The sequence below is a fragment of the Sphingomonas ginkgonis genome, assembly GCF_003970925.1.
GTDB classification, from domain to species: Bacteria; Pseudomonadota; Alphaproteobacteria; order Sphingomonadales; family Sphingomonadaceae; genus Sphingomicrobium; species Sphingomicrobium ginkgonis.
Map to the genome: position 1 here is coordinate 744,168 of NZ_RWJF01000001.1, position 25,210 is coordinate 769,377.

Below are 25,210 nucleotides of genomic sequence, written 5' to 3' on the forward strand. Positions count from 1 at the left end.
CCGCCGGGCGTTATCGCGGGAGAATGTACGCAAGCCGGCCGACCCTGCAGGAAAAGCACGAGCGCCTGACGGCGGGATTGGCGGTGCTGGCCGTGCACATCCTGCTGATGGCCGCGCTGATCGCCGGGCTGGCGTTCCAGCGGCCGCGGCCGGACAACCGCCGGCTGGTCGCCTTCAACCTGCTGAGCGACGTTCCGCCGCCTCCGCCGCCGGCGGTCCGCGCCGTCACTCCGGCCGAGCGCAACCCCGGTGCCGCCGCGCCCGCCGCCGAGCCGTCGGAAGAAGTGGCGCCGCGCCCGGTGGTGGCGCTGCCCCGCCGCCGCGCCGCTCCGGCGATCGCCGGTGAAGGCGCCGCGGCGACGTCGGGCGCGGCGGAGGCGGGGAGCGGAACTGGCGCGGGCGGCAGCGGCACGGGCGCGGGCGGCGGCGGCACCGGCGAGGGGCTGGCACTAGGGGCGGAGGCGCAGCTCATCACCGGCGGGCTCAACCGCCGCGACTATCGCAGCCTCGGCTTCGGCGGCGCCCCCAACGGCAGCGCGCGGGTCGCGCTCACGGTCGGGACGGAGGGACGGCTGATCGCCTGCCAGGTCGCCAACACCAGCGGCGACCCGCAGGTCGACGCGACGATCTGCACGCTGCTTACCCAGCGGATGGTGTGGAACCCGGCCCGCGACCGCGCCGGCAAGCCGATGCCGGTGCGCGTCTTCTACGTCGCGACCTGGCAGCGCAATTGACGCCGCCGGCGCGGCGCTAGCGGCTGGCGAGCCGCGCGGCGCCGCCGTCGCGATGATAGACGTCGTCGCGGAACACCAGCGTCCCGTCCTGCGCCGTCGCGGTCAGATAGGTCATGTAGACCGGGATCGGCGCGGGCAGCTCGACCTTCTGCTCGGGCGCCTGGCCCTTGGGCGTGGGCCGCTTGCCGAACAGGAACCTGGCCAGTCGCGGCGCCGCCTCAAGCCGGACGCAGCCGCCCGAGAAATTGCGCGCGGCCTCGTCGAACTTGCCGGGATCGTTGGTGTCGTGGAGATAGATGCCGAGATCGTTGGGAAGCGTGAACTTCATCCGGCCCATCGCATTGTCCGGACCCGGCAGCTGCCGCACCCGGACCTGCGCGCGGCCGTCTCGGACCGCGGCCCAGTCGATCGTCCTGGCGTCGAGCAGCCGCGGGCTGTCGCCCCAGTCGCTCAGCACCTGGTAGCGCTTGGAGGTGAAATACTTCATCCCCTCGCCGACCACCCGAGGCGCGATGCGCTCGGCGGTGAGGTCGTCGGGGACGTTCCAGTAGGGGTTGAGCACCACGTTGCGGATCGCCGAGGCGAGCAGCGGAGTGGGCTGGGTCGGCTTGCCGACCACCACCTTCATCGAGTCCACCGGGCGGCCGCCCTCGAACATGTAGAGCCGGGCGGCGGCGGTATCGACGACCACATATTTCTGTCCGCGGTCGACCGGGAGGACCCGGGCCCGCTGGAGGTTGCGCGCGACGAGGTCGGCGGCGCCGCGGTCGGCGAGGACGTTCTGCTGCAGCGCGGTCTGGCGCAGCTGCCCGTAGAGCGGGTTCATCCAGCCCATCGTCTGGACATAGCCGGCGATGTCGGGCGCGCGCGCGGCCTCTTCCAGGATCGCGCGGGGGGTGGCGGGCAGCGGGCGCACCGCCGGGTCGCCGTACACGATCCCCGACTGGCTGGTGTCGCGCAGCTGGCGAACATAGTTGACAAAGGCCTGGCTGAGCAGGCTGTCGGCCTTGGCGACGGCGCGCGGGTTGCCGCTGTCGGCGGAGCGGACCGCCCGCTCGAGCGAGCCGGGCTTGAACTTGTCGGGATCGAGCCCGTCGAGGCGCGACGAGGCGAGCAGCGCGATCAGCTGCTCGGCGGCCCCGGGGCCCTGCGCCAGCCACAGCGGGCGGCGCTCGCGCGCATTGTAGAAGGCGGCGACCGTCTGGTCGCTGCCGAGCGCGGCGCTGCTGCTGCCGGCGGTGCCGGCGAGATAGGCGGCGCTGCTGAAGGGCTCGGCGGCGTGCCCGACCGCCGGGGCGGCCGCCAGCGTCACCGCCAGCAAGCCGCTCCGGAAGAGGGCGCGCGCGGGCCGAAGCCCGGCGCGCTGGTTACGCATACTCGCCACGGCGCGAGGCTCAGCCGCGCTCGCCACGACCCATCGGGGCCGGCGGGGGCGGCGGGGGCGCCGAATAGCCGGCCGGCGGGGCCGAATAGCCCGCGGGGGCGCCGGCATAATATTGGCCGTTCTGAATGTAGCCGTCGACCTGGCCGTCGTTGTTCTGGTCGGCCCAGACCGCGCCGGCGATGCCGCCGATCGCCGCCCCGACCACCGCGCCGGTGAGGACGCTGACGCCCGGGATCACCGCGCCGGCGACCGCGCCCGCGGCGGCGCCGATGCCGGCCCCGGTGACGACCCGACCCGCGGTCGAATCCCAGCCGGACGGCTGGCCTTCATAATATTGGCCGTTCTGGACGTAGCCATCGACCTGGCCGTCGTTGTTGCGATCGGCCCAGACCGCGCCGGCGATGCCGCCGATCGCCGCGCCGACCGCCGCACCGGCGATCGTGCTGACGCCCGGGACGACCGCGCCGACCGCCGCGCCGCCGGCCGCGCCGACCGCAGCACCCGTCGCCGCGTCGGCGAGCGTGTCATTCTGCCCAGTTGTCGAGCAAGCACCCAGCGACAGCGCGCCGGCACCGAGCAATGCCACAGCAAATTTCTTCATGTTGTCTCTCTCCCGTCAGGGTTCAGTGGCGTCCGAGTGCCCCCCGGCCGAACCTTCTCACTTGAGACGACGCACGCCGCTGTAACGAGACGGGCGGTAAGCGGTTCCGACCGCGCAACGGTCGGACCTTGCCGGCCGATGGTCGCCGTCTCTCAACACGGTCATGCATCGCGCCAACGGGCTGAACCCGCGCTGAAGCCGGGCGCGGGTTGCGGGCTTCGCTCAGGCCTGGGTTCGACGGCCACGCGGTGAGGTCAGGATGCGTGCCGCGAGCCGATCAAGGGGGAGCGGAGCCGGCGCCTCCGGACCGTCGGCGCGCCGAGACCATCGTCCGCAGCAGATAGGCCGCCGTGCGCCAGCTTGGCAGGGAGGCCGGCGCGGCCAGCAGCGCGGCCCGGATCAGCCTGGCAGCGAGCAGCAGTTCGCCCCGGTCCACCGCAACCGCCGCCACCCCCTGCAACGCCGCGGCCCTCTGCCGGGCAAGCCGCGGCCCGAACAGGTCGCGGTGCTTCGCGAAATAAGCCGCCCAGCCGCGGGCCATGAAGGCGGGATCCGCCGAAGCGGCCTGGCTCGACCTGCGATAGTTCACCAGGCGACGCTCGACGATGCTGACGGGGTAACGCTGGGCCAGCCGAACGAACAGGTCGCGATCCTCGATCGGCAGACGTTCGTCCCATCCGCCCACCGCCTCGAGCGCCTCCCGGCGATAGCAGCAGCCGACGAAATTGTGCGGGTTTTTCCCGTCCAGCAGGTCGTCGAGCACCCGGCCGCCGCGGAAGTCGTCCGACCGGATCGGTGCCCGCTCGCCGCTGTCCTCGAAGAACAGATAACCGTCGCACGCGAACCAGCCCGCCTGCGGGTCGGCAGCCGCCTGCCGCCGCATCGCCGCGACATAGCCCGGCTCGTACCAGTCGTCGGTCGACAGAGGCGCGACCAGCGCGCCGGCGGAGCGCGCCAGCAGGAGGTTCAGATTGGCCGCGATCCCCTTCGGCTCAGCATTGCAGAGGATGGTGGCGGTGAGGCCGTGGCGGTCGAACAGCGCCTTCGCCTGGTCCACGGAGCCGTCGCTCGAGCCATTATCGAGAAACAGCAGTTCGACGCCGTCCCGGTCCTGCGCGGCGAGGGCGGCGATACATTGCTCGAGATAGGCGCTGTGGTTCCAGCAGAGGAGCAGGATCGAGACGGTGGTCATCAACGGTGAACCCGGGTGTCCATGAAAGGCTTCGACCGATGCGAATGGCTTCTTAGCTTTCCTCACTTCGAGGAAGCACCTGCGTCGTTCCTTCCACGACCCTGCCGATCAATGCGTTGATCTCGCTTGTACGGCTCGATCAGACAAAGCTCTAGGGGAGGTCTCCGGCTGACCGCTGGCGTGCCGCTTGCCGAGGAACATGGTGGTGCCCCACCGAAACGGCTCATCCTGCCTCTCACATCGCTGCGGTTTTTCGCGGCGATGCTGGTGATGGCGCATCAATAACTCGGGTTCAGGGCCAGCTATGCGGGCGTATCCTTCTTCGTCCTGTCCGGCTACGTCCTGGCCCGAACGGACGCCGAGAAGGTCGGGTCGCCCGCCTAACGCCACGACTTCTGGCTCAAACGCATCGCCAAGATCGTCCCGCTGCACCGGCCGATCCCCTCGCTGGCGATTTCGCTGGCACTCGCGGCTGTGCTGCACCGCGTTTTCGAGGTTCCGGCGCAGCGCCTCATCCTGTTCGCTGGAAGGCGAAAGGTAGCGGCCACCGTAGCGGTTCGGGCCTAAGGGCCTTCGGCGTCATAAGTGCAAGGTCCGGCGCACCATATGCGTCCCGGTTTCAGCGGGTCGCGCTGCAAGGCGCTGCGGAAGCGGGCGCGCTGATCGGTCGGTGGAGATGCCGGCTAAAACTTGATGGCGGAGACGGAGGGATTCGAACCCTCGGTACGGGAATCCCCCGTACGGCGGTTTAGCAAACCGCTGGTTTCAGCCACTCACCCACGTCTCCGGCTTGCGGCTGGCCGGCCTGTAGCGGAGCGGCGGCGCCGGGGTCAACCGTCGGCGCGCGGTGGCTGGGGCTCGGGCTGTCGGGGTTGCGCATCCGGAGGGCACTTCGCGTCGTCGGGGCTGCACGAGCGGGGGTGATTTCGCGCCGTTCGGGTTGCACGGCCGGTGGTCATTCCTCACGCGAGAGAGGACGATCGGGCTTGGGGCGGGCGCAAGCTGGCCTGCTCGCTCCCTCCCGTGCCGCAACTCCTCCGCGCTGCCGCATCTCCGCGCCTCCGTGCCGCCGCGCATCCGTGTCGCCGCGCCGCCGCTCCCCAGCCGGCCGCTCCTCCAAGCCGGCGTCCCGCCGTCAGAACTTGATCCCGGCGCGGATGCCGATGGTGCGGGGGCGGCCGGGGACGACGAGCACCCGCTCGCAGCTCGAGCAGGCGACCGTGCGGCTCAGCTCCTCGCGCTTGTCGAACAGGTTGGTGACGAAGCCCTCGAGCGAGAGCCGGTCCCAGTCGACCCCAGCGAAGGCGTCGAACACGGTCGCGGCGCGGATCCGGCCCATGTAGCTGTTTGGATCGACGATCTCGCCCGTTCCGACGAGCTGGATCGCGGTCCGCAGGTTCGCCGCGGCCGAGCTCTTGTAGGACACCGAGCCCTGGACGTGCGCCTTGGCGGCCGGCCCGACGTTCCAGGCGTAGCGCGCGGTGGCGGTCGCCTTGACCTTGGGAGTGACCGGCAGGCGGGTGCCCTTGGGGGCGGCGATGAAGTCGGCCGCGAGCCCGTTGCACAACGCATTGTCGCCGTCGATCGAGCAGATGTTCTGCCGGGTCTTGGCGTCGGTGTAGGCGGCCGAGCCCGACAGGCTGAGCCCGCCGAAGACATAGTTGAGGTCGGTCTCGACCCCGTTGATCCGGGCGTCGGAGCCGTTGTGGATCTCGGTGAAGCTGTTGGCGCCGAGGAAGGCGTACTGGAACTTGCGCCAGATCTGGTGATAGACCGCGCCGTTCCAGCGCAGCCGCCCGCCGAGCAGGGTCGCCTTCCACCCCAGTTCCCAGTTGTTGAGATAGTCGGGGTCGTAAGGGGCGATGGTGGCGCGGCGATTGATCCCGCCCGGGCGGAAGCCGCGCGACCAGGTGGCGTAGAACATCAGCCCCTGGTGCGGCTTCCACTGCGCGTTGAGGCGGTGGGTGAAGCCGTGCCCCTTGGCGCGCTTGGGGACGAGCCGGCCGTCGACAAAGTCGGCGAGGTTGGTGCAGGGCGTGCCGGCGATGACGTTGGCGAGCAGCAGACTGGTGTCGGTGCCGTTAAGCTGCGAGTCCCGCAGCGTGTCGCCACTGGTGGTGTAGCAGCCGGCGACCCCGGTCCGGCTGCTGCCGGCGGCGTTGGGCGGGGGATTGTCGTCGGCGCCCTGGAAATAGGCCGGGTTGCGGCCAAAGCCGAAGAAGCCGAACAGCGAATTGTCGTAGCGGAACAGCCGCCCGCCCGCGGTCAGGGTCACCGTCGGCACCACGTCGAGGCTGGCCTCGCCGAACAGCGCATAATCCTTGTCGACCCGCTTCTGCTTGGTCAGCCACAGCGTCCCCGGCATGCCGTTGACCGACAGGTCGGGCGCGAGGTTCCTGACCATGTAGTTCTGGAAGATGTCGTTGGACTGGCGCTGGTAGAAGGCCCCGGCGATGACCCGGAACGGGTTGTCGACCGGCGAGGCGATCCGGAACTCCTGGCTCATCTTCCTGAAATGGTCGGTGCCGAGGATGGTCTGGCGCGGGTCGATCGTGTCGCCCGCGGCGTCCTGAAAGTAGAAGTAGTTGGCGAGCCCGCCAGCGGCCGAATAGAGCTGGTCGTAGGCGTCGCTGTAGTCGGTGTAGTCGGAGAAGCTCTCGTCCTTGCGGTCGAGATAGGCGCCGGCATAGGTCACGTCGAAATTGGCGAGCTTGCCCTGAATGGTGAGCGCGGCCTGGGTGAACCGGTCCTTGCGATACTCGTCGAAGAAGCGGTCGACCTTGAGGTCGCCGAGCTTCGGGTCGAAGCTGAAGTTGCCGTCGGCGTGAAGCGTCTGGTGGAGGATGGTCGGGGTGACCGTCCAGTTGTCGTCGAGGTCGATCTTGAGCGCGGCGCGCCCGCCATAGACCTCCTGCTTGTTGATGTTCTTGCGCACCAGCCCGGCGTTGTTGAAGCTGATCCCGTCGAGCAGGCAGCCGTCGGCAGTGGCGGTGCCGCAATATTGGCGCTGGCCCAGCACATTGTCGATGAAGCCGGCGTCACGCTCGTAGAAGCCGACCAGCCGCAGCGCCGCCATCTTGGCGAGGGGGACGTTGACCATCCCCTCGGCCTTGCCGCCGAGCCCGCCGTGCGCGACCGCATTGCCCTCAAGGTCGAGGCGGCCGGAGAAGCGGTTGAGCTCGGGCTTGTTGGTGATGATTCGGATGGTGCCCGCCTCGGACGAGGCGCCGTAGAGCGTGCCCTGCGGCCCGGCGAGGCTCTCGATCCGGGCGATGTCGTAGATGTGGACGTCGAGCGTTCCGCCGATCGTCGTGACCGGCTGCTCGTCGAGATAGGTGCCGACCGAGGGGAGCGGGCCCGAGTGGTTGCCGTCGCCGCCCGAGGCGACGCCGCGCATGTAGACGACGGTGACTCCCGGCTGCGCGGTCTGGAACGAAACCGACGGGAGCTGGCGGGTGTACTGCTCGAAGTTGGAGATGTTGAGCTGGTCGAGCCGGCGGGTGCCGATCGCCTGGATCGACACCGGCACGTTCTGGATATTCTCCTCGCGCTTCTGCGCGGTGACCACGATCTCCGTCTGGTCGGGGACCTGCCCGTCCTGCCGCACCTGCGCCGCGGGCGGCGGCGGCGTGTCGTTCGGACCGGACTGCGCGACCGCCGGGGTGGCGAGTGCGGTGGACGCCAACAGGCTGAACGCGAGCGCACGAAACGGACGATCGGTCATGATGAGCCCCAACTTGTTTCCCGCGGGAGATTGCGCGCCAAACGGCCCGCTTTGTCAATCGAACCGCTCGCGTCACGACAGCGAAGGTGAAACTTTTGCGCGTCAGCGTTGCAGCGGTGCGTCGGGATAGGAGTCGAGCACCGGGCCGAGCGCCGCCCGCAGCGACCCGAGATGCGCGTCGTAGTGGCGCCACTCATCGGTGGCCTGGCGATAGATCGGCTGGCGGACCTGCTCCGAGCTCGGCGTGCGGACCGCGCGCTCGGTGCGGTGGAAGGCGAGGCAGGCGTCCTCGAACGGCAGCCCGCAATGGGCGAGCAGGGCGCGGACCTCGGCCTCGGTGTCGTCGACCATTCGCTCGTAGATGACCCGGTGCACCCGCCCCGGCAGGACCGCGTCGACATGCGCCATCAGCCGCACATATTCGGCATAATAGCGCCCCATGCCGGCGAGGTCGTAGCTGAACGCCTGGCCGCGCGCGAAATGCTGGCGGTAGTTGCTGACGCAGCAGCCGAGCGGGTGGCGGCGGGCGTCGATGATCTTGGCGTTGGGCAGGACCAGCGCGATGAAGGGAACGAACAGCCAGTTGTTGGGCAGCTTGTCGATGAAGAAGGGGCGGGCGGTCCTGCGCTGGACCGCGGCGCGCCGGAGATAGTCGGCACCGGCGGCGCGGCGCTCGGCGGCGGAGAGGGCGAGCGCGCTCTCGGGATAGCCGCGCCGCTCGCGCGCGACAGCGGGCAGGTCGGGCAGCTCGCTGGTCCCCTCGACCTGGCTGTGGCTGGCGAGGATCTGCTCGACGAGGGTCGAGCCGGCGCGCGGCATGCCGACGACGAAGATCGGGTCGGGCGCCTCGCAGCCCCCCGCCCGTTCGGCGAAGGCGGCCGCGGTGAAGGCGGCGATGCTGCGGTCGACCAGCCGCGCGGTCTCCTCCGGGCGGTAGGGCAGCGAGCGGCGGCGCAGCGCGTTGGCGGCCTCGTAATGGGCGAAGGCGGGTTCATGCTCGCCGCGGTCGTGGAACGCCTTGCCGAGCGCGAAGTCGAGGTGAAACCGGTCCTCCTCGCGCAGGTCCCGTTCCGCCAGCGCGGCCCGCATCGCGGCGATGTCGGCCTCGTCGAAGCGGATCGTCTTGAGGTTGGCGAGGCTCCACCACGCCTCCCCCAGCGCCGGCTGGAGCCGGATCGCGCGGCGGTAGGCGGCGACACCGTCGGCGAGCCGGCCGACCGTCTTCAGCATGTGCCCGTAGCTCAGCCACACCCGCGGCTGGTCGGGCGCCTGCTCGAGCACCCGCTCGTAGAGCGCGATCGCCTGCTCGAAGTCGCCGAGCCGGCCGAGCGTCGCGGCCTTGAGGTTGAAGTGGCCGAGGTCCTCCGGCTCGGCGGCGAACACCCCGTCGAGCAGCGCGAGCGCCTCGGCCGGGCGGCCGCTGCGGCCGAGCACCAGCGCGAGGTTGGCGCGCGCGGCGGTGAAGGCGGGGGCAAGCTCGAGCGCCCGGCGGAGCAGGGTCTCGGCATCCGCCAGCCGCCCGATCCGCGCCGCCAGCTCGGCCAGCATCCGCATCGCCGCGACGTCGAACGGGTCCTCCCTCAGCTGGGCGCGGAGCAGCGGCTCGGCGCGCTCGAGCCGGTTGGCATTGAGCGCAAGCGCGGCCTCGAGGAGGCGCGGCGGCCAGGCCAGGGTCGCGGTCGGCGTCGGGTCCACGCCCGCGACGATAGGCCGGGCAGCCGGCCGTCGCCAAGCGCTTCCGAGTCGCGCGGGTCGTAACGTCGGAATCGGCGGTTTTGTCCCGTTCCGAGACCCGGTCGGACAAATATTCCGTGGGGCGGCCGGTCAAGTTTTCGCCAATCGAACCGGCTGGCCAAACCGATACGGTTCCGAACTTAAACTTTATGCAATTTAACTTTTGGCGTTTTTAGCTTCAAAGAGGCTCGAAATTCGCGAAGATCTTCGCGAGTAAATCTTGCCAATAGCTTTGGATCAGTCAGTAACGGCTGAGTGGCGACCATCCGAAATCTGCTAGAGGCGAGAAGCGCACCAATCACACCTAGACGGTGTTAACCATTCTATCCTTTGCTGATCCGCGGAGAGAAGAGTTAACGCGCGAAGCGGTTCGGGCCGCCGTCTTGCCAAGCGGCGGAGCCCTGTGCTTGTTTAATCAGCGTTAAGCCGAATCCGGCGGGGGCCGTTAAGTTTTTCCGTTAAACGGAGCCGCGAGTCTGGGATCGCTTGGGACAGGGGCAGCGCCGGTGGGGACCGGGGCTGCCAAGCGAAGGGTTGGGACATGACTTACGAAGACGCCAGCAAGGCTCCGGTTGCCCACGACGATGTCGATGCGATCCCGGCGCGCAGCCACACGCTGGCGACCGGCAACGCGATCACCGGCGCGGGCACCGTCTCGGGCGCGGCGGGCGCCGACCTGGTCGGCCCGGGCGGTCACATCGTCATGGTCCAGGGCGCGGGCGGCGAGAACGGCGATCTCGCCGGCGGCCGGCTCCACGTCGCTGGTGCCTACGGGGCGCTCGCGATCGCGCCCAACGGCCAGTACAGCTACACGCCCAACCGCGGCGCTCCGGACGGGGTCGCCGACCGCTTCATCTACACGCTGGCCGATGCCGGCGGGGCGACCGACAAGGCGACGCTGACGATCAACCTCGGCCGCGAGCCGGAGGTCGTCCGGGCCGACGCCCGGCAAGTCGTGCCGGGGCCGAACGGCGTCGTCGTGCTGCCCGCGGGCGTGACTCTCAACGACGTCCACGTCCATGGCGCGGACCTCGTCATCGACCTGCCCGACGGCACGCAGATGATCATCCCGAACGGCGCGGTGTTCGTCCCGCAGCTGGTGATCGACGACGTCGAGGTGCCCTCGACCAACCTTGCCGCGCTGCTGATCGACCAGGAGCCGAAGCCCGCGTCGGGCACGCCGCAGTCGTCGGGCGGCAATTTCGAGGTGCCGGTGCCGCCGCTCGACCCGGGCGTCCCGCTCGGCGACCTGCTGCCGCCGACCGAGCTCACCTACACGCCGCCCGAGTTCCGCGACGTCGGCCAGTTCATCGACCGCGAGCCGAGCGTGGTGATCGACACGCCCGACCAGCCGGCCGGCGCCGTCGAGGCGACCGCCACCGTCAACGAGGCCGGGCTGCCGGCGCGGACGATCGGCGGCAAGGCCGAGCCCGCGGGCTCCAACGCCGCGGCGAACAGCGAGACGACCAGCGGCACCATCGTGTTCGATTCCGGCGACGCGCCGGCGACGCTGACCGTCAACGGGGTCGCGATCACCGCGGTCGGGCAGGTCCTCCACGGCCAGTACGGCGACATGACCGTCACCAGCATCGGCGCGGGCACCGTCGGCTACAGCTACACGCTGGCCGACAATAGCGCCGGCGACGCGACCAAGGACGTGTTCACCGTCGTCGTCACTGACCGCGACGGCGACAGTGCCACCGCGCACCTTACCGTGAGCATCGTCGACGACGTGCCGACCGCGCGCGCCGACGTCGATAGCCTCGCCGCGGGCAGCTACGGCCCGGAGACCGGCAACGTCATCATCGGCGCGGGGACCGCCGGCGGCGCCGGCGGCGCGGGCGCGGACACGCTTGGGGCCGACGGCGCCGCGCTGACCGCGGTCACCGGCTTCGCCGGCTCGAGCGACAGCAGCTTCGACGCCGCCGGCAACCTCGTCGTCAACGGCCAGCATGGCGTGCTGACGATCAAGGCCGACGGCAGCTACAGCTATGCCCGCAATCCCGGCACCGCCGGCGGGGTCAGCGACAGCTTCACCTACACGCTGACCGACGGCGACGGCGACACGTCGAGCGCGACGCTGACCATCAACATCGGCGACGCCAGGCCGCTCGCCGGCCCGAACGCGCCGGTCCAGCTCGACGACGACGCGCTCGCCGGGGGCAACCCGGGCGGCGTCGGCGACGTCAGCCCCGACAGCGCCAACCTGAGCGGCACGCTGGCCGCCTCGGGCGGCGACGGCCCGCTTGCCTATGCGCTGACGCTGGGCGGCGCCCCGGCCGGCTTCACCTACGTCGCCGGCGCGAACGGCGCGCTGCTCGTGCAGCAGAACGGCACCACCGTCCTGACGGTCACGCTGAACGCCGCGACCGGCGCCTACAGCGTCACCCAGAACGCGCCGATCCTCCACGCCGCGGGCGGGGACGAGAACAATGCCAGCTTCACCATCGGCTATTCGGCGACCGACAAGGACGGCGACGCAGCGACCGGCGCGCTGACGATCAACGTCAACGACGACACGCCGACGATCGGCCGCGCCGACCTTGCGGCGCCGGTGCTCAGCGTCGACGAGACCAACCTCGCCGCCAACGCCAGCGCCGGCTTCGCCGCGCTGTTCGTGCCGCACCTCGGCGCCGACGGGGCGGGCAGCACCAGCTACGCGCTGAGCGTCGTTGCCGGCGCCGACAGCGGGCTGATCGACGTCGCCACCGGGCAGAAGATCGTCCTCACCAGCAACAATGGCGTGGTCGAGGGCCATGTCGGATCGGCCGCCGGGGCGATCGCCTTCACCGTCAGCGTCAACGCCGCCACCGGCACGGTCACGCTCGACCAGGTGCGGGCGCTGAGCCACCCCGACGCGACCAACCCGGACGACGCGGTCAGCCCGGCGGCGGGCAGCATCGCGCTGGTCGCGACGGTCACCGACAAGGACGGCGACGCCGCCAGCCTCTCGCTCAACATCGGTTCAAGCCTCGTCTTCCACGACGACGGCCCGTCGATCGTCGGAAGCGATGCGACGCCGCCCGCGCTGGCGGTCGACGAAAGCACGCTCGGCGCCGACGCCAGCGCCAGCTTCGCCAACCTGTTCGCCGCCAATTTCGGGGCGGACGGCGCCGGGCCCACCGTCTACGGCCTCCATGTCGTCGACGGCAGCGACAGCGGTCTCATCGACGTCGCGACCGGCGAGCATATCTTCCTGTTCAACCTCGACGGAGCCGTGGTCGGCCTGGTCGGCGGATCGTTCGAGGGAGAGCCGGCGGTCGCCTTCACCCTCAGCCTCGACCCGGCGACAGGGATTGCGACGCTAAACCAGTCGCGCGCCCTGGCGCACCCGAACGCGGGCGATCCGAACGACGCGGTAAGCCCGGCGGCGGAGCTGATCCAGATCACCGCGACCATCACCGACCGCGACGGCGACAGCGCAACGGCCAGCCACGACATCGGCTCGGCGCTGCTGTTCCTCGACGACGGTCCGTCGTTCGCACGGACCGATGCCCTTCCCGAGACTCTGATGGTCGACGAGACCAGCCTTGCGACCGACGCGCATGGCAATGTGGCCTTTCTGTTCGATGGATTTTACGGCGCCGACGGCGCGGGCTCGATCCATTATTCGCTGGTCGCTACCAACGGCTCGGACAGCGGCCTCGTCGATGTTGCGACCGGACAGCACATCTTCCTGTTCGTTAACGGCGGCGGGGTCGAGGGCCATGTCGGCAATTCGGCCGGTGGCGTGCTCGCCTTCACCGTCTCGCTTGACTCCGACAGCGGCGACGTCACGCTCGACCAGATCCGCGCGCTGAGCCACCCCGACGCGGCCGACTCGGACGACGCGGTCAGCCCGCTGGTTGGGACGATCGGCGTCACGGCGACGATTACCGACGGCGACGGCGACAGCGTCGCGACCAGCGTGGACCTGAGCGGCGCGCTGGTCTTCCACGACGACGGTCCGCGCGCGGCCGCCGACGTCAACAGCGTCAGCGAGGGCGGGAGCGTCAGCACCACGGTGCTGACCGGCGTGCTCGCCAACGACACGGCGGGCGCCGACGGGCTGAAGGCGGGCGGCGCGGTGGTCTCCGCGGCGGCGGGGGGCGGCAGCGCCATCAGCGTCGGCGGTTCCGGTGGCACGGTTATCGCGGGCCAGTACGGCACGCTGACCATCTTCGCCGACGGCCACTATGCCTACCAGTCGAACCCCAACTCGGTCAGCGCGACCGTGGTCGACCATTTCACCTACACGATGCGGGACGGCGACGGGGATCCGTCGACCGCCACCCTCGACATCACCGTCGACCCGGTCGACCTGCCCGCGCCGGCCGCGCGGGGCACGGTGTTCGAGGCGGCGCTCGACCTCCTGAAGGACGGCAGCGACCTCGCCGCCGGGACGGTCACCGGGTCGAACCCCGGCTCGACCGGGGAGACGGTCGGCGGCACGCTGTTGAACCCGGCGGCCGACCATTATGCCGCCTTCACCCAGACCACCCCCTACGGCGTGTTCAGCATCGACGCGGCGGGGCACTGGACCTTCACCCTGACCAGCCCGGTGCTCGGGCCGCAGGCGAACGACGGGGCGAACCCGCAGATCCCGGTCCAGCACTTCAGCTACACGGTGTTCGACGCCAACGGGAACTCGGCGACCGGCTCGATCGACGTCACCATCGTCGACGACGTGCCGCAGGTCACCAACGTCACCGCCGCCAATGGTGTGACGCTCGACGAGACCGCAGGCGCGGTGGCCGGCGCGGCGGGCGGGATGACCGCGATCAGCGCGACCAGCGCGGGCGCCGTCATCACCGCCACCCAGCTGTTCGGAGCCGACGGCCCGGCGGCGAGCGGCGCGGTCGCCTATGGCGTCGCGCTCGCCAACGGGCTCGGCAGCGAGGCGACCGGGCTCAAGACCGCGGTCGGCGACTTCGCGATCACGCTGGTGCAGGTCGACGCGACCCACATCGCCGGCACTTACAACGGCGCCAGCGTCGCCTTCACCCTGGCGATCAACGCCGACGGGTCGATCACGGTCGTCCAGAACGTCGCGCTCGAGCATTCGGAGACCAGCGACCCGAACGACGCGCTGAGCCTCGCCGGGCTGGTCGACGCGACCATCACGATCAAGGACGGCGACGGTGACATCGCCAGCGGCGCGGCCGGGATCGGCCAGCTCGTCACCTTCCGCGACGACGGACCGGCGGTCAGCGTCACCGCCGGCGCCGACGCGGGCGTCACCCTCACCACCCACGACGCGCTGACGATCGGCGCGGCGAGCGACAGCGTGTCGAGCAGCGCCAGCTTCGGCGGCTTGTTCGGGGCAACCAGCACGGGCGGCGCGGACGGCGCGGCGGGCCCGGCGTGGAGCTTCGCGCTCGGCGTCACCACCGGCGCCTCGGGCCTCACCAGCCATGGCGCGGCGATCAACCTCTACCTCGTCAACGGGGTGGTGCTCGGCTCGACCGCCGGGACCGCGCCGGCCGGCGCCGGCGACCCGTCGGTGGTGTTCAGCGTCGCGGTCAGCGGCGCGGGCGTGGTGACGCTCACCCAATACAGCCAGATCGACCATTCGCTCCCGGGCGCGACGGGCTCGTTCGACAGCCAGATCGCGGCGATCCTCAACGATCATGCGATCACCCTGACCGGCACCGCGACGGTGACCGACGGCGACGGCGACCAGGCGACTGGAAGCAAGACGATCGACATCGCGAACAACCTCCACTTCGCCGATGCCGGCCCGAGCATCACCGCCGGCTATTTTCTCCAGCAGGGGATCGTCGCCGACGAGAGCGGCCCCAGCACGGCGCAGGCGATCGCGCTGAGCGGCGAGATCACCGCGGGCAACGATCCCGACGTGGCGGGCAGCGGGGCGATCGGCCACGCGACCGGCAGCGTCCCGTTCGTTGCCGCCTTCCCCGACTTCGGGGCGGACGGCCCGGCGGCCAGCGGCAGCCTCGTATATGGCTTCACCATCCTCAATGACGGGGCCTCCGGGCTTACCACCAGCGAGGGAACCCCGATCCTGCTCCAGCTGCTCGCCAACGGCGTGGTGGCGGGCGTGGTCCAGGGGACCAGCACCGCGGCCTTCGCCATCGCGATCGACCCGGCGACCGGGCTGGTCAGCCTCGAGCAGTATCTCAGCATCGCGCATTCCGATCCGACCAACGGCAACGATGTGACTCGCCTGGTGAACGGCTCGCTCGGGGTGACCGCGACGGCGACCGACTTCGACGGCGACCATGCCTCGGCGACGCTCGACGTCTCGCTCTACCTGCAGTTCCGCGACGATGCGCCGCAGGGAGCCGCCGACAGCAACAGCGTCAGCGAGGGCGGGACCGTCGCCACCACGGCGGCGACCGGCGTTCTGGTCAACGACGCGTCGGGGGCGGACGGCTACCGGGCGGCGGGCGCGGTGGTCCTCGCCGGCACCGCGGCGGGCGGCAGCGTCACCGCGGTCAGCGGCGGCGGGACGGCGATCGCGGGTCTCTACGGCACGCTCACCATCTACGCCGACGGCCACTACAGCTACCAGTCCAACCCCAACGCGGTCAGCGGCACCCAGGTCGACCATTTCGTCTACACGATCGAGGACCGCGACGGCGATCGCTCCACCACCACCCTCGACATCACCATCAACGATGTCAGCAACCCGGCGCAGAACCAGTCGGGGACGGTGTTCGAGGCGGCGCTCGACTTCGCCAAGGACGGGGCGGATCTCGCGGTGGGGACCGCGACCGGCTCCAACCCGGGCTCGACCGGCGAGACGGTGAGCGGCACGCTCGCCAACGCCTTCGCGGCGCCGGGCGGCTACGTCGCGCAGCACATCGTCACCGCCAACTACGTCTTCGACCTCGACGTGAACGGCCACTGGACCTTCACGCTGACCAGCCCGCTGCACAGCGGGACGGCGGCCGACGGGGCGAACGTCGAGGCGAGCTTCAGCTTCAGCTATGCGGTGGCCGACGCGCTCGGCAACGTCTCCAACGGCAGCATCGCGGTGTCGGTGGTCGACGACGTGCCGACCGCGCGCGGCGACACCGACGCGCTGGCGGCCGGCAGCTACGGACCGGAAGCGGGTAACGTGATCACCGGAACCGGCACCCTCGAGGGCACCGGCGGCGCGGGCACCGACACCCGCGGCGCGGACGGCGCGGCGGTCAGTTCGCTGACCGGCACCGGCGCGGCCGACACCAGCTTCGATGCAAGCGGCAACCTCTCGGTCGCGGGCCTCTACGGCACGCTGACGATGAAGGCCGACGGGAGCTACGCCTACACCCGCAACCCCGGCACGCCGGGCGGCGTGGACGACGTGTTTCACTATACGCTGACCGACGGCGACGGCGACGTGTCGAGCGCGACTCTGACCATCCACGTCGGCGACGCGGCTCCGGTGACTGCGGCGAACGCGGCGGTCCAGCTCGACGACGACGCGCTCGCCGGCGGCAACCCGGGCGGGACCGGCGACGTCAACCCGGACGCCGCCAACCTGACGGGCACGTTGGCGGCGTCGGGCGGCGACGGGCCGCTCAGCTGGGCGCTCTCGCTGAGCGGCGCGCCCGCCGGCTTCGCCTATGTCGCGGGTCCGGGCGGCTCGCTGCTGATCCAGCAGGGCGGGGTTACGGTGATCACCGTCACCGTCAACGCCACGACCGGCGGCTACACGGTGACTCAGAACGCGCCGATCAGCCATCCGGCCGGCGGCACCGAGAACAATGTCAGCTTCACCATCGGCTATACCGCGACCGACCAGGACTCGGACTCGGCGAACGGCACTCTGATAATCAACGTCAACGACGACACGCCGACCGTGGTGGTCACCGCCGACGTCGACACTGGGGTGGTGCTGACCACCCACGACGCGGCGACGATCGGCGCGGCGAGTGACACGGCATCGAGCAGCGCCAACTTCGGCGGTATCTTCCACCTCGCCTTCTCGGCGGGCGCGGACGGCACCGCCGCGGCACCGACGCTCGGCTTCACGCTCCACGCGACGGCGCTGGCGAGCGGGCTTACCCAGGGCGGCGCGGCGATCAACCTGTTCGAGATCGGCGGCAAGGTCGTCGGCTCGACCGCGGCGACGATCGGCGCGGTGACCGCGGCCAACACGGTGTTCGACGTCGGCGTCGGCTCGACCGGCATGGTGACGCTCACCCAGTACAGCCAGGTCGACCACCCGCTCCCCGGCGCGACTAGCGGCTATGCGGCGCAGGAAGTGTCGCTCGCCGACGGGCTGATCACGCTGACCGGCGCGGCGAGCATCACCGACAAGGACGGCGACACCGCCACCCAGTCGCAGACGGTCGCGATCGGCAGCAACCTCCACTTCGCCGACGACGGCCCGGCGATCAGCGCGACCCTGACCGGCACCCAGATCGTGATCGACGAGACCGACGGGGTCGCCGCGGCGGGCGGCGAGGTCGATGTCGCGGGCGGCAACCTCGGCACCGTCACCATGGCGGCGGCGAGCCTGTTCACGGTTACCCAGGGCCATGTCAGCGCCGACGGCCAGAGCCTCGGCTACGCGCTGGCCCTGAGCAGCAACGGCGTGAACTCGGGCCTGCTCCAGTCGGCCGCCAACCAGCCCATCTTCCTTTATTCGATGGGCGGGACCGTGGTCGGCTCGACCTCGGCGACCGCGGGCGGAGTGACCTCGGGCAACACCGTCTTCACCGTCGCCATCAACGCCGCGACCGGGGCGGTGACGCTGACCCAGTTCCAGGCAATCGAGCATGGCAACACTGGGTCGGTCAACGAGGCGAGCGCGGCGATCCTCGCCGGGCTGCTGAACGTGGTGGTGACCGCGACCGATGGCGACGGCGACACCGCCACCGCGGCGGTCGACCTCGGCAGCCGGATCGTCTTCCTCGACGACGGCCCGACGCTCGGCACCATCCAGAACGGGACCGCCAACAACAACCCCGCCTCGGCGGTGTCGGTCGGCACGCTCCACTTCGCTGCGGGCTCGGATGCGCCCGCGGTGGTGACCGCGATCAGCGTCGACACGCATGGCGCGACCTCGGGCGGCCACGCGATCGTGAGCAGCTTCGCGGGCGGGGTGCTCACCGGCTATTCCGACGTCGACAACAGTGGCACCGTCTCCGCGGGCGACACGGCGGTGTTCACGCTGACGGTCAACCCGGCCGCGGGCAGCAGCGGGCAATATGTGTTCGACCTGCTGGCGCCGCTCGACCCGACGGTGACCGACGTGCCGATCGGCGGCTCCTCCTCGTTCGGGGCGGGGCCGACCCAGTCGCAGACGCTGACCGACGGCGGCAGCGCCAACTTGAGCGTGGTCAGCGGCTATCTCGCCGGGGCCGGATTTAACGAGGCGAGCTGGATGTCGACCGGAGTCGCAAGCGGGCTGACGTTGAGCAGCGTCAATGGCTCGACCGCGGGCTGGGGCGTCGCCAACAATAATTTCGAGGGCACCGCCGAGTTCTTCAACTGGGACTTCGGGTCGGGAGCGCTCGACACGCAGGGCGGGGTGTTCACGCCGCCTGCCGGGGTCACCCTGCCGCCGATCACCTATGCGGTGTTCGACTTCGTCAACTATTCGGGCGGCGACGACATCAAATATGTCGTTCACTACACCGACGGCAGCTTCGTTTCGGGAACCGTGCCGTCGGCCAACCTGATCGGCAGCGGGCCCAACTGGACCTTCACCGCGGCCGCCGGCAAGTTCATCGCCGACATCGAGATGTTCACCAGCGGCACCGCACCGGGCAAGGTCGACCTCGTCTCGGTCGGCGTGACCAGCACGTCGCTCAACAAGAGCTTCGATTTTTCGCTCACCTTGAAAGATGCCGACGGCGACCCGGTCAGCGGCGCGTTCACGATGAACATCGCCAACGGTAACACGCCGTCCGCGCCGGTGGCGCCGGTCGTGCTCGACCTCGGCGGCGACGGGGTCCACTTCGTCTCGCGGGCCGCAGGCGTGACCTACGACTATGCTGGCGACGGGCACCCGGTGGCGACCGCCTGGGCGGCGCCAGAGGACGGCATCCTGGTCCGCGACGCGAACGGCAACGGCACGGTCGACGGCGCCGCGGAGTTCGCCTTCGCCCATGACGGGCTGAGCGACCTCCAGGCGCTCGCGGCGCAGTATGGCCCGACGCTCGACGCGGCGGACGCCGACTTCGCCCGCTTCGGGGTGTGGCAGGACGCCAACCTCGACGGCCGGGTCGACGCTGGCGAATATCATTCGCTCGCCGCGCTCGGGATCAGCAGCGTCTCGCTGGTCAGCGACGGGATCAGCTATGTCGCCGCCAACGGCGAGGTCGAGGTGGCGGGGACGGGCAGCTTCGTCCGCAACGGCGCCAGCTTCGCGCTGGCCGACGCGGCCTTCCTGACCGGCTCGCGCGAACTGGCGCAGCTCGACAAGGCGGCGGCGGCGAACACGGCCGGCACCACCGTCATCGCCGCGGTTGCGGCGGCGGCAATGGCGCAGCTTCCGGCGGCCACGGCGGCGCCCGGCCATGCGCCGGACACCGCCCACGCGGTCGCGGCGCTCGCGTCGGCGACCCCCGTTGCGCCGGCGCCGGAGCCGGCCACGACGGTCCGCGCAATGCTGTCGAACGAGAGCCATGCCCCGGCGGCGGACAAGCCGGAGCCAGTGGCATCGGCCAGCCATGGGCGGGGCGGGGCGGAGCCTGAAGGGGTTGCCGACGCGGTCTCAGCCCATGCCGAGCCGGCGGCGTCGCCGAGCGCGCTCGACGCGGGCAGCGCGATGCCGGCGGTGCACGGCAGCCCGATCGTCCTCGCCGCCGCGCAGCTGCCGATGATCTCGGCCGAGTCGCTCCAGGCGCTCGCCGGGCTGGGCGCCGAGGGCAAGACGACCATGGTGGTCGGCAAGGTCATCGTCGACGCGCTGCACGGAGGCGGCGGCGCGCCGAGCATCGACGCGATGCTCCAGGCGGTCGGCGCTAACCATGATGCGGGCGCAAATCCGGCGCTGGCGGCGCTGGCAAGCCCGGCGGCGGCCGCTGTTCCGGGGTGGGACGCGGGCCATTTCGCCGGATTGTCGACGCATCTGCCCAGCATCATGGAAGCTGCGGGGCTTCATCAGGACGCGATTCAGCCGGCCGCTCACGCGGCCTGAGGAACTACCCGGCGAGTCCCAGGGGACAAGGGGCTCGCCGGTCACGACCAGAAGGGGGGAACAATGAAGATCAATGCATCGTGGCTCGTGCCCGGCGCTGTGCTGCTCGCGGCGCAGCCGGCCTGGGGCATCGACCTCAAGGACGCCGTCCAGCAGGCGCTCAACACCAATCCGCAGGTGCGCCAGGCGATCGCCAACAAGCTCGCCACCCAGGAGGAGCGCCGCCAGGCGCAAGGCCTGTGGTATCCGCGGGTCGACGTCCGCGCCTCGGCCGGTGTGCGCGAGCTGCGCAACCCGACGCGCCGCGCGATCGGGCTCGCGGGCGAAACCCTGACCCCGGTCGAGGGCGCGCTGACGCTCGACCAGCTGCTGCTCGATGCGGGCGGCCGCCAGGCCGAGATCCGCCGCCACGCCGCGCGCACCGACGCCGCCGCCTCGCGCATCAGCGAGCGGTCGGAATATGTCGCGCTGAACGTCAGCCGCGCCTACATCGACTATCTGCTGCAGCAGCGCCTCGTCGCCATCGCGCAGGACAATGTCGCCTTCCACGAGAAGCTCGCCGGCGATCTGCGCGAAGGCGTGCAGAAGGGCTCGATCTCGATCGCCGACCAGCAGCAGGCCGAGGAGCGGCTGCAGTCCGCGCGGGCCCGGGTGACCGAGGCGACCGAGGATCTCAACACCGCCGCGATCGAGTTCCAGAACCTGGCCGGCGTGCCGATCGACAGTGCGACCCTGCCGCCCGATCTCGCCGCCGCGCTGCCGCCGACGCTGGCCGAGGCGGAGAGCCAGGCGCGCGAGCGCAACCCGCTGGTGCAGGAGGCGCTCGCCGACTTCGCCGCGACCCGCGAGCTGGTCCGCTCCGCGCGCAGCGACGCCGGGCCGCGCCTCAACCTCGAAGGCCAGGCCCGGGTCGGCAACGACATCGACGGGTTCGCCGGCAACACCCGCGACCTCCAGGCCAATGTCGTCATGCGCTGGAACCTCACCAACGGCGGGATCAAGGAAGCCAATATCCGCGAGCAGCAGCGCCGCGCCGACGAGGCGCAGGGCCGGCTATTCGAACAGACCCGCCGCGCCGAGCAGGACGCCCGCTCGGCGTGGAACCGGCTGGAGAACCAGAACCGGCTGGTCGGCGAGCTGGAGACTCAGGGCAAGGTCACCGACGACCTGCTGTTGAGCTACCGCGAGCAGTTCAATGTCGGCCGCCGCTCGCTGCTCGACGTGCTCGATGCGCAGAACACCCGCTACAATGTGCAGGCCCAGGCCGAGAGTGCGCGGATGGCGCGGCTCTATGCGCAGTACCGGGTGCTCGCCGCCGACAACCGGCTGGCCGACGCGCTGGGCGTGCAGAAGCCGCGCGAGGCCTTCTCCAACGAGCGCGAGCGGTTCCGCGTCCACGAGGTGCCGGCCGCCTACCGGGTCGAGACCGGCGCGCCGCCGGTGGTGGTGGGACCGCCGGCGCCGACCGGCGGCCGCTAAGCTGCAGAGCAGTGAAGGGGACGGGCGTTGAGTTTCATGAACTGGCTGGATTCCGGGTCACCGCGTGAACTCGACCCTGTCCTCGACTGCCTGAGCTTCATCGCCCGGCGGTCGGACCGGCCCTCCTCGCCCGTCCTGCTGCGCGCCGGGCTGGCGCTGTCCGACCGCGGGACGCTGCCGTTCCACCAGATCGAGCCGGCGCTCGACCAAGTCGGGATGCGCAGCTTCCCGCTCACCCGCAACCTCCGCCGCTGGCCGGCCGCCAAGCTTCCCGCCATCCTTGAGCTGGAGGACGAGCGCGCGGCGGTGCTGCTCGAGCTGAACGGGGGCGACGCGCTGGTCTATGCGCCGGGCGCGCCCGAGCCGATGTGGGTGGCGATCGACGAGCTCGCCGGCGCCTTCACCGGCGAGGCGGTGTTCGTCGAGGCCGATCCGACCCGCGAGCGGATGAGCGAGCGGCCGTGGGACCACGCCAGGCGCCATCACTGGTTCTGGGCGGAGGTGTGGAAGGTTCGCCGCGAGCTGTCGCCGGTGCTGCTGGCGGCGCTGGTGGTCAACCTGCTCGCCTTCGCCATGCCGCTGTTCACCATGCACGTCTACGACCGGGTCATCCCCAACAAGGCGATCCCGACCCTGTGGGTGCTGGCACTGGGCGTGGTGCTGGCGCTGGCGCTCGACTTCACGCTTCGGCTCGCCCGCTCGCAGCTGATCGACGAGGTCGGCCGCAAGCTCGACGGCAAGCTCAGCCAGAAGCTGTTCGAGAAGGTGATGAACCTGCCGCTGGCGCAGCGCCAGGGCTCGACCGGCGCGATCGCCCGGCGGGTCAGCGAATATGAAATGGTGCGCGACTTCTTCGCCTCGACGACGGTGGTGCTGCTGGTCGACATCAGCTTCCTGCTGCTGTTCCTCGGGCTGATCACCATCCTCGCCGGCTGGCTGGTGCTGGTGCCGGTGGTCGGGATCGTGCTGATGGTCGCGGCCGGCATGACGCTGCGCCGGGCGATGGGCCGGACTGCGCTCGACGCGCAGGCCGACAGCTCGCTCCAGCACAGCGTGCTGGTGGAATCGATCGGCGGGCTGGAGACGCTCAAGGCCGCGCGTGCCGAGGGGCAGATGCTCGGCCGGTGGAAGCGCTACTCGTCCAACTCGGCGGCGACGCAGGAGAAGATGCGGCGGCTGACCGCGGTGGCGGTCAACCTTGCCAGCGTGTCGCAGCAGCTGATCTCGATCGGGCTGCTGATCGGCGGCTTCTACATGTTCAACGAGGGCCACATGACGATGGGCGCGATCATCGCCATCGTCATGATCGCGGGCCGCGCGCTGGCCCCTGTCGGGCAGTTCGCCTTCCTCGTCACGCGCGCCCGCCAGGCGTTCGCGACGCTCGATTCGCTGCAGCGAATGATGGACAGCGAGGACGAGCGGCACGCCGCGACGCGCAGCATCGTGCCGGAGATCCGTTCGGGCACGATCGTCCTCGACCATGTCCAGTTCCGTTACCCCAACGCGGCGCGCGACAGCCTGGCCGACGTCAGCCTGACGATCCGCCCGGGCGAGCGGATCGGGATCATCGGCCGGGTCGCCTCGGGCAAGTCGACGCTCGGCCGGCTGCTGTGCGGCCTCTACGCGCCGAGCGAAGGGGTGCTCACCGTCGACGGGCTCGACAGCCGGCAATACCACCCGCACCAGCTGCGCGAGGCGTTCCGCTTCGTCGGGCAGGATGCCGAGCTGTTCAGCGGGACGGTGCGCGACAACCTCATGCTGGGCGCGGCGCAGGCGAGCGACGAGCAGCTGATCGAGGCGGTGGTGAAGTCGGGCGCCGACATCTTCCTGTCGCGCGACGCCGCGGGGTTCGACCTGCCGGTCGGCGAGCGCGGCGGGCATCTGTCGGGCGGGCAACGCTCGCTGCTGGTGCTGGCGCGAGCGCTGGTCAGCCCGTCCAAGCTGCTGTTCCTCGACGAGCCGACCGGCGCGATGGACACGCAGACCGAAGCCTATTTCATCGACCATCTGAAGACGGCGGTGGCGCCCGACCAGACCCTGGTCGTGTCGACCCACCGCCACCAGATGCTGAGCATCGTCGACCGGCTGATCGTGATCGACGGCGGGCGGATCCTCGCCGACGGGCCGCGCGACAAGGTGATGCAGCAGCTGAGCGCCGCGGCGCAGGCGGCCGCGGCGCCCAAGGCGGCGGCCCGGTGAGCGCGCTCGTGCTGGTCCGCCGGCGGCTGGGGATCGGCCTCGCCGCGCTCCGCTGGGACGTGGCGGCGCTGGGCGCGGTGCTGGTGGCGGCGCTGCTCGCCGGGGGGCTTGGCCTGACCGCGGGTGCCGCGCCGGTGGCGGGGAGCGAGCGGTCGGTGGCGGTTCCGCTCGCTCCGGTGCAGCAGGCGCGGCTGGTCGCGGCGACCAGCGGCGAGCAGGCCAGCGTCGGCCAAGCGACCGGCAGCCAGGCGGAGCGGATCAATGCCGCGCTGCCGTTCAGCGCCGCGCCGATCCAGTCGGCCCGCGCCTTCGCGCTCAGCGGCAGCGCGACCGACCACGACCGGGCACTGACCTGCCTGACCCAGGCGGTCTATTACGAGGCTGCCACCGAGCCGCTCGCCGGGCGCCGCGCGGTGGCGCAGGTGGTGCTCAACCGGATGCGCCATCCCGCCTTCCCGAAGAGCGTCTGCGGGGTCGTCTACCAGGGCGCGAGCCGGCCGGGCTGCCAGTTCAGCTTTGTCTGCGACGGGTCGCTGTGGCGGGCGCCGGCGCCGGCCGCCTGGGCCGCGGCGCAGTCCGTCGCCGCCGCGGCGCTCGCCGGCTATGTCGAGGCGAGCGTCGGGCAGGCGACCCACTACCACGCCGACTATGTCGCGCCGCGCTGGGCGCCGCTGCTGGCCAAGATCAGCAAGATCGGCGCGCACATCTTCTATCGCTGGCCGGGCGCGTGGGGCACCGCCGCCGCCTTCACCGGCCGCTATGCCGGCGAGCCCGCCGACCCGGCGAGCCTGCGCCCGGCGCTTCGCCCGGGGGTGGGCGCCGGACCGCAGGCGCCGCTGGTGCTCGCGGCGGCCGAGGCGGCCAAGGGCCCGCCGGTCGCGCGGGCCGAGCAGGACGTCGGCGGGCTGCTCGACACCAGCAAGGGCTGGACCCTGAACATCCCGCTTCCGGCGGAGAGCGGATCGGCCGCGGCGCGTATCGCGGCGCTGCAGGACCGCCCGGCGCCGACCCAGACCCCGGCCGCGGCGATCGCCGTTGCCAGCGCCGCCCCGCTGTCGGGCGGCGGCAATTAGGACGCGTAGC

General features: G+C 71.0%; 10 protein-coding genes and 1 tRNA gene. 5 read left to right on the forward strand and 6 right to left on the reverse strand.

What is annotated here, in order from left to right; translation table 11 throughout:
* The first annotated feature begins 23 nt into the window (after nucleotides 1-23).
* On the forward strand, nucleotides 24-734 hold the full coding sequence (locus tag HMF7854_RS03690; protein WP_126717866.1) for an energy transducer TonB: 711 nt from the start codon (nucleotides 24-26) through the stop codon (nucleotides 732-734).
* Between the two features lie 16 nt (nucleotides 735-750).
* Here the strand turns inward: HMF7854_RS03690 and HMF7854_RS03695 are convergent, their stop codons facing one another.
* The 6 genes from HMF7854_RS03695 to HMF7854_RS03720 form a co-directional block, all read right to left on the reverse strand.
* A complete protein-coding gene (locus HMF7854_RS03695) occupies nucleotides 751-2,109 on the reverse strand; it encodes a L,D-transpeptidase family protein (RefSeq protein WP_126717867.1) in 1,359 nt (452 codons plus the stop codon).
* Nucleotides 2,110-2,128: 19 nt separating this feature from the next.
* Nucleotides 2,129-2,719 carry a glycine zipper domain-containing protein gene (locus tag HMF7854_RS03700; RefSeq protein WP_126717868.1) on the reverse strand — a complete coding sequence of 197 codons (591 nt, stop codon included), beginning with the start codon at nucleotides 2,717-2,719 and terminating at the stop codon, nucleotides 2,129-2,131.
* A gap of 277 nt (nucleotides 2,720-2,996) precedes the next feature.
* Entirely contained in the window at nucleotides 2,997-3,911 is a 915-nt protein-coding gene (locus HMF7854_RS03705; protein WP_126717869.1) for a glycosyltransferase family 2 protein, read from the reverse strand.
* A 694-nt stretch (nucleotides 3,912-4,605) separates the two neighbouring features.
* Nucleotides 4,606-4,698: transfer RNA gene (locus tag HMF7854_RS03710), tRNA-Ser, on the reverse strand.
* A gap of 348 nt (nucleotides 4,699-5,046) precedes the next feature.
* Complete coding sequence (locus HMF7854_RS03715; RefSeq protein ID WP_126717870.1) at nucleotides 5,047-7,635, reverse strand: TonB-dependent receptor; 2,589 nt, start codon at nucleotides 7,633-7,635, stop codon at nucleotides 5,047-5,049.
* Between the two features lie 102 nt (nucleotides 7,636-7,737).
* Nucleotides 7,738-9,330, reverse strand: a complete 1,593-nt coding sequence (locus HMF7854_RS03720; protein WP_185829142.1) for a tetratricopeptide repeat-containing sulfotransferase family protein — start codon at nucleotides 9,328-9,330, stop codon at nucleotides 7,738-7,740.
* A 580-nt stretch (nucleotides 9,331-9,910) separates the two neighbouring features.
* On the opposite strand from HMF7854_RS03720, the gene HMF7854_RS03725 reads away from it, so the two are divergent.
* The 4 genes from HMF7854_RS03725 to HMF7854_RS03740 all read left to right on the forward strand — a co-directional run bounded on the left by HMF7854_RS03725 (nucleotide 9,911) and on the right by HMF7854_RS03740 (nucleotide 25,200).
* On the forward strand, nucleotides 9,911-20,449 hold the full coding sequence (locus tag HMF7854_RS03725) for a DUF5801 repeats-in-toxin domain-containing protein (RefSeq protein ID WP_126717871.1): 10,539 nt from the start codon (nucleotides 9,911-9,913) through the stop codon (nucleotides 20,447-20,449).
* 63 nt (nucleotides 20,450-20,512) lie between these two features.
* Complete coding sequence (locus tag HMF7854_RS03730; protein WP_126717872.1) at nucleotides 20,513-21,928, forward strand: TolC family protein; 1,416 nt, start codon at nucleotides 20,513-20,515, stop codon at nucleotides 21,926-21,928.
* Between the two features lie 36 nt (nucleotides 21,929-21,964).
* Nucleotides 21,965-24,127 (forward strand): type I secretion system permease/ATPase, encoded by a 2,163-nt coding sequence (locus HMF7854_RS03735; protein WP_126720047.1) that lies wholly within the window; start codon nucleotides 21,965-21,967, stop codon nucleotides 24,125-24,127.
* A complete protein-coding gene (locus HMF7854_RS03740) occupies nucleotides 24,124-25,200 on the forward strand; it encodes a cell wall hydrolase (protein ID WP_239016819.1) in 1,077 nt (358 codons plus the stop codon). Before HMF7854_RS03735 ends, HMF7854_RS03740 begins: the two co-directional genes overlap by 4 nt.
* The last annotated feature ends 10 nt before the right edge of the window (nucleotides 25,201-25,210 follow it).

What these genes read in the sequence shown, in the direction of transcription:
- HMF7854_RS03690 (WP_126717866.1), top strand. Translation starts at nt 24, where the DNA reads ATGTACGCAAGCCGGCCGACCCTGCAGGAAAAGCACGAGCGCCTGACG.
- HMF7854_RS03695 (WP_126717867.1), bottom strand. Translation starts at nt 2,109, where the DNA reads ATGCGTAACCAGCGCGCCGGGCTTCGGCCCGCGCGCGCCCTCTTCCGG.
- HMF7854_RS03700 (WP_126717868.1), bottom strand. Translation starts at nt 2,719, where the DNA reads ATGAAGAAATTTGCTGTGGCATTGCTCGGTGCCGGCGCGCTGTCGCTG.
- HMF7854_RS03705 (WP_126717869.1), bottom strand. Translation starts at nt 3,911, where the DNA reads ATGACCACCGTCTCGATCCTGCTCCTCTGCTGGAACCACAGCGCCTAT.
- HMF7854_RS03715 (WP_126717870.1), bottom strand. Translation starts at nt 7,635, where the DNA reads ATGACCGATCGTCCGTTTCGTGCGCTCGCGTTCAGCCTGTTGGCGTCC.
- HMF7854_RS03725 (WP_126717871.1), top strand. Translation starts at nt 9,911, where the DNA reads ATGACTTACGAAGACGCCAGCAAGGCTCCGGTTGCCCACGACGATGTC.
- HMF7854_RS03730 (WP_126717872.1), top strand. Translation starts at nt 20,513, where the DNA reads ATGAAGATCAATGCATCGTGGCTCGTGCCCGGCGCTGTGCTGCTCGCG.
- HMF7854_RS03735 (WP_126720047.1), top strand. Translation starts at nt 21,965, where the DNA reads ATGAACTGGCTGGATTCCGGGTCACCGCGTGAACTCGACCCTGTCCTC.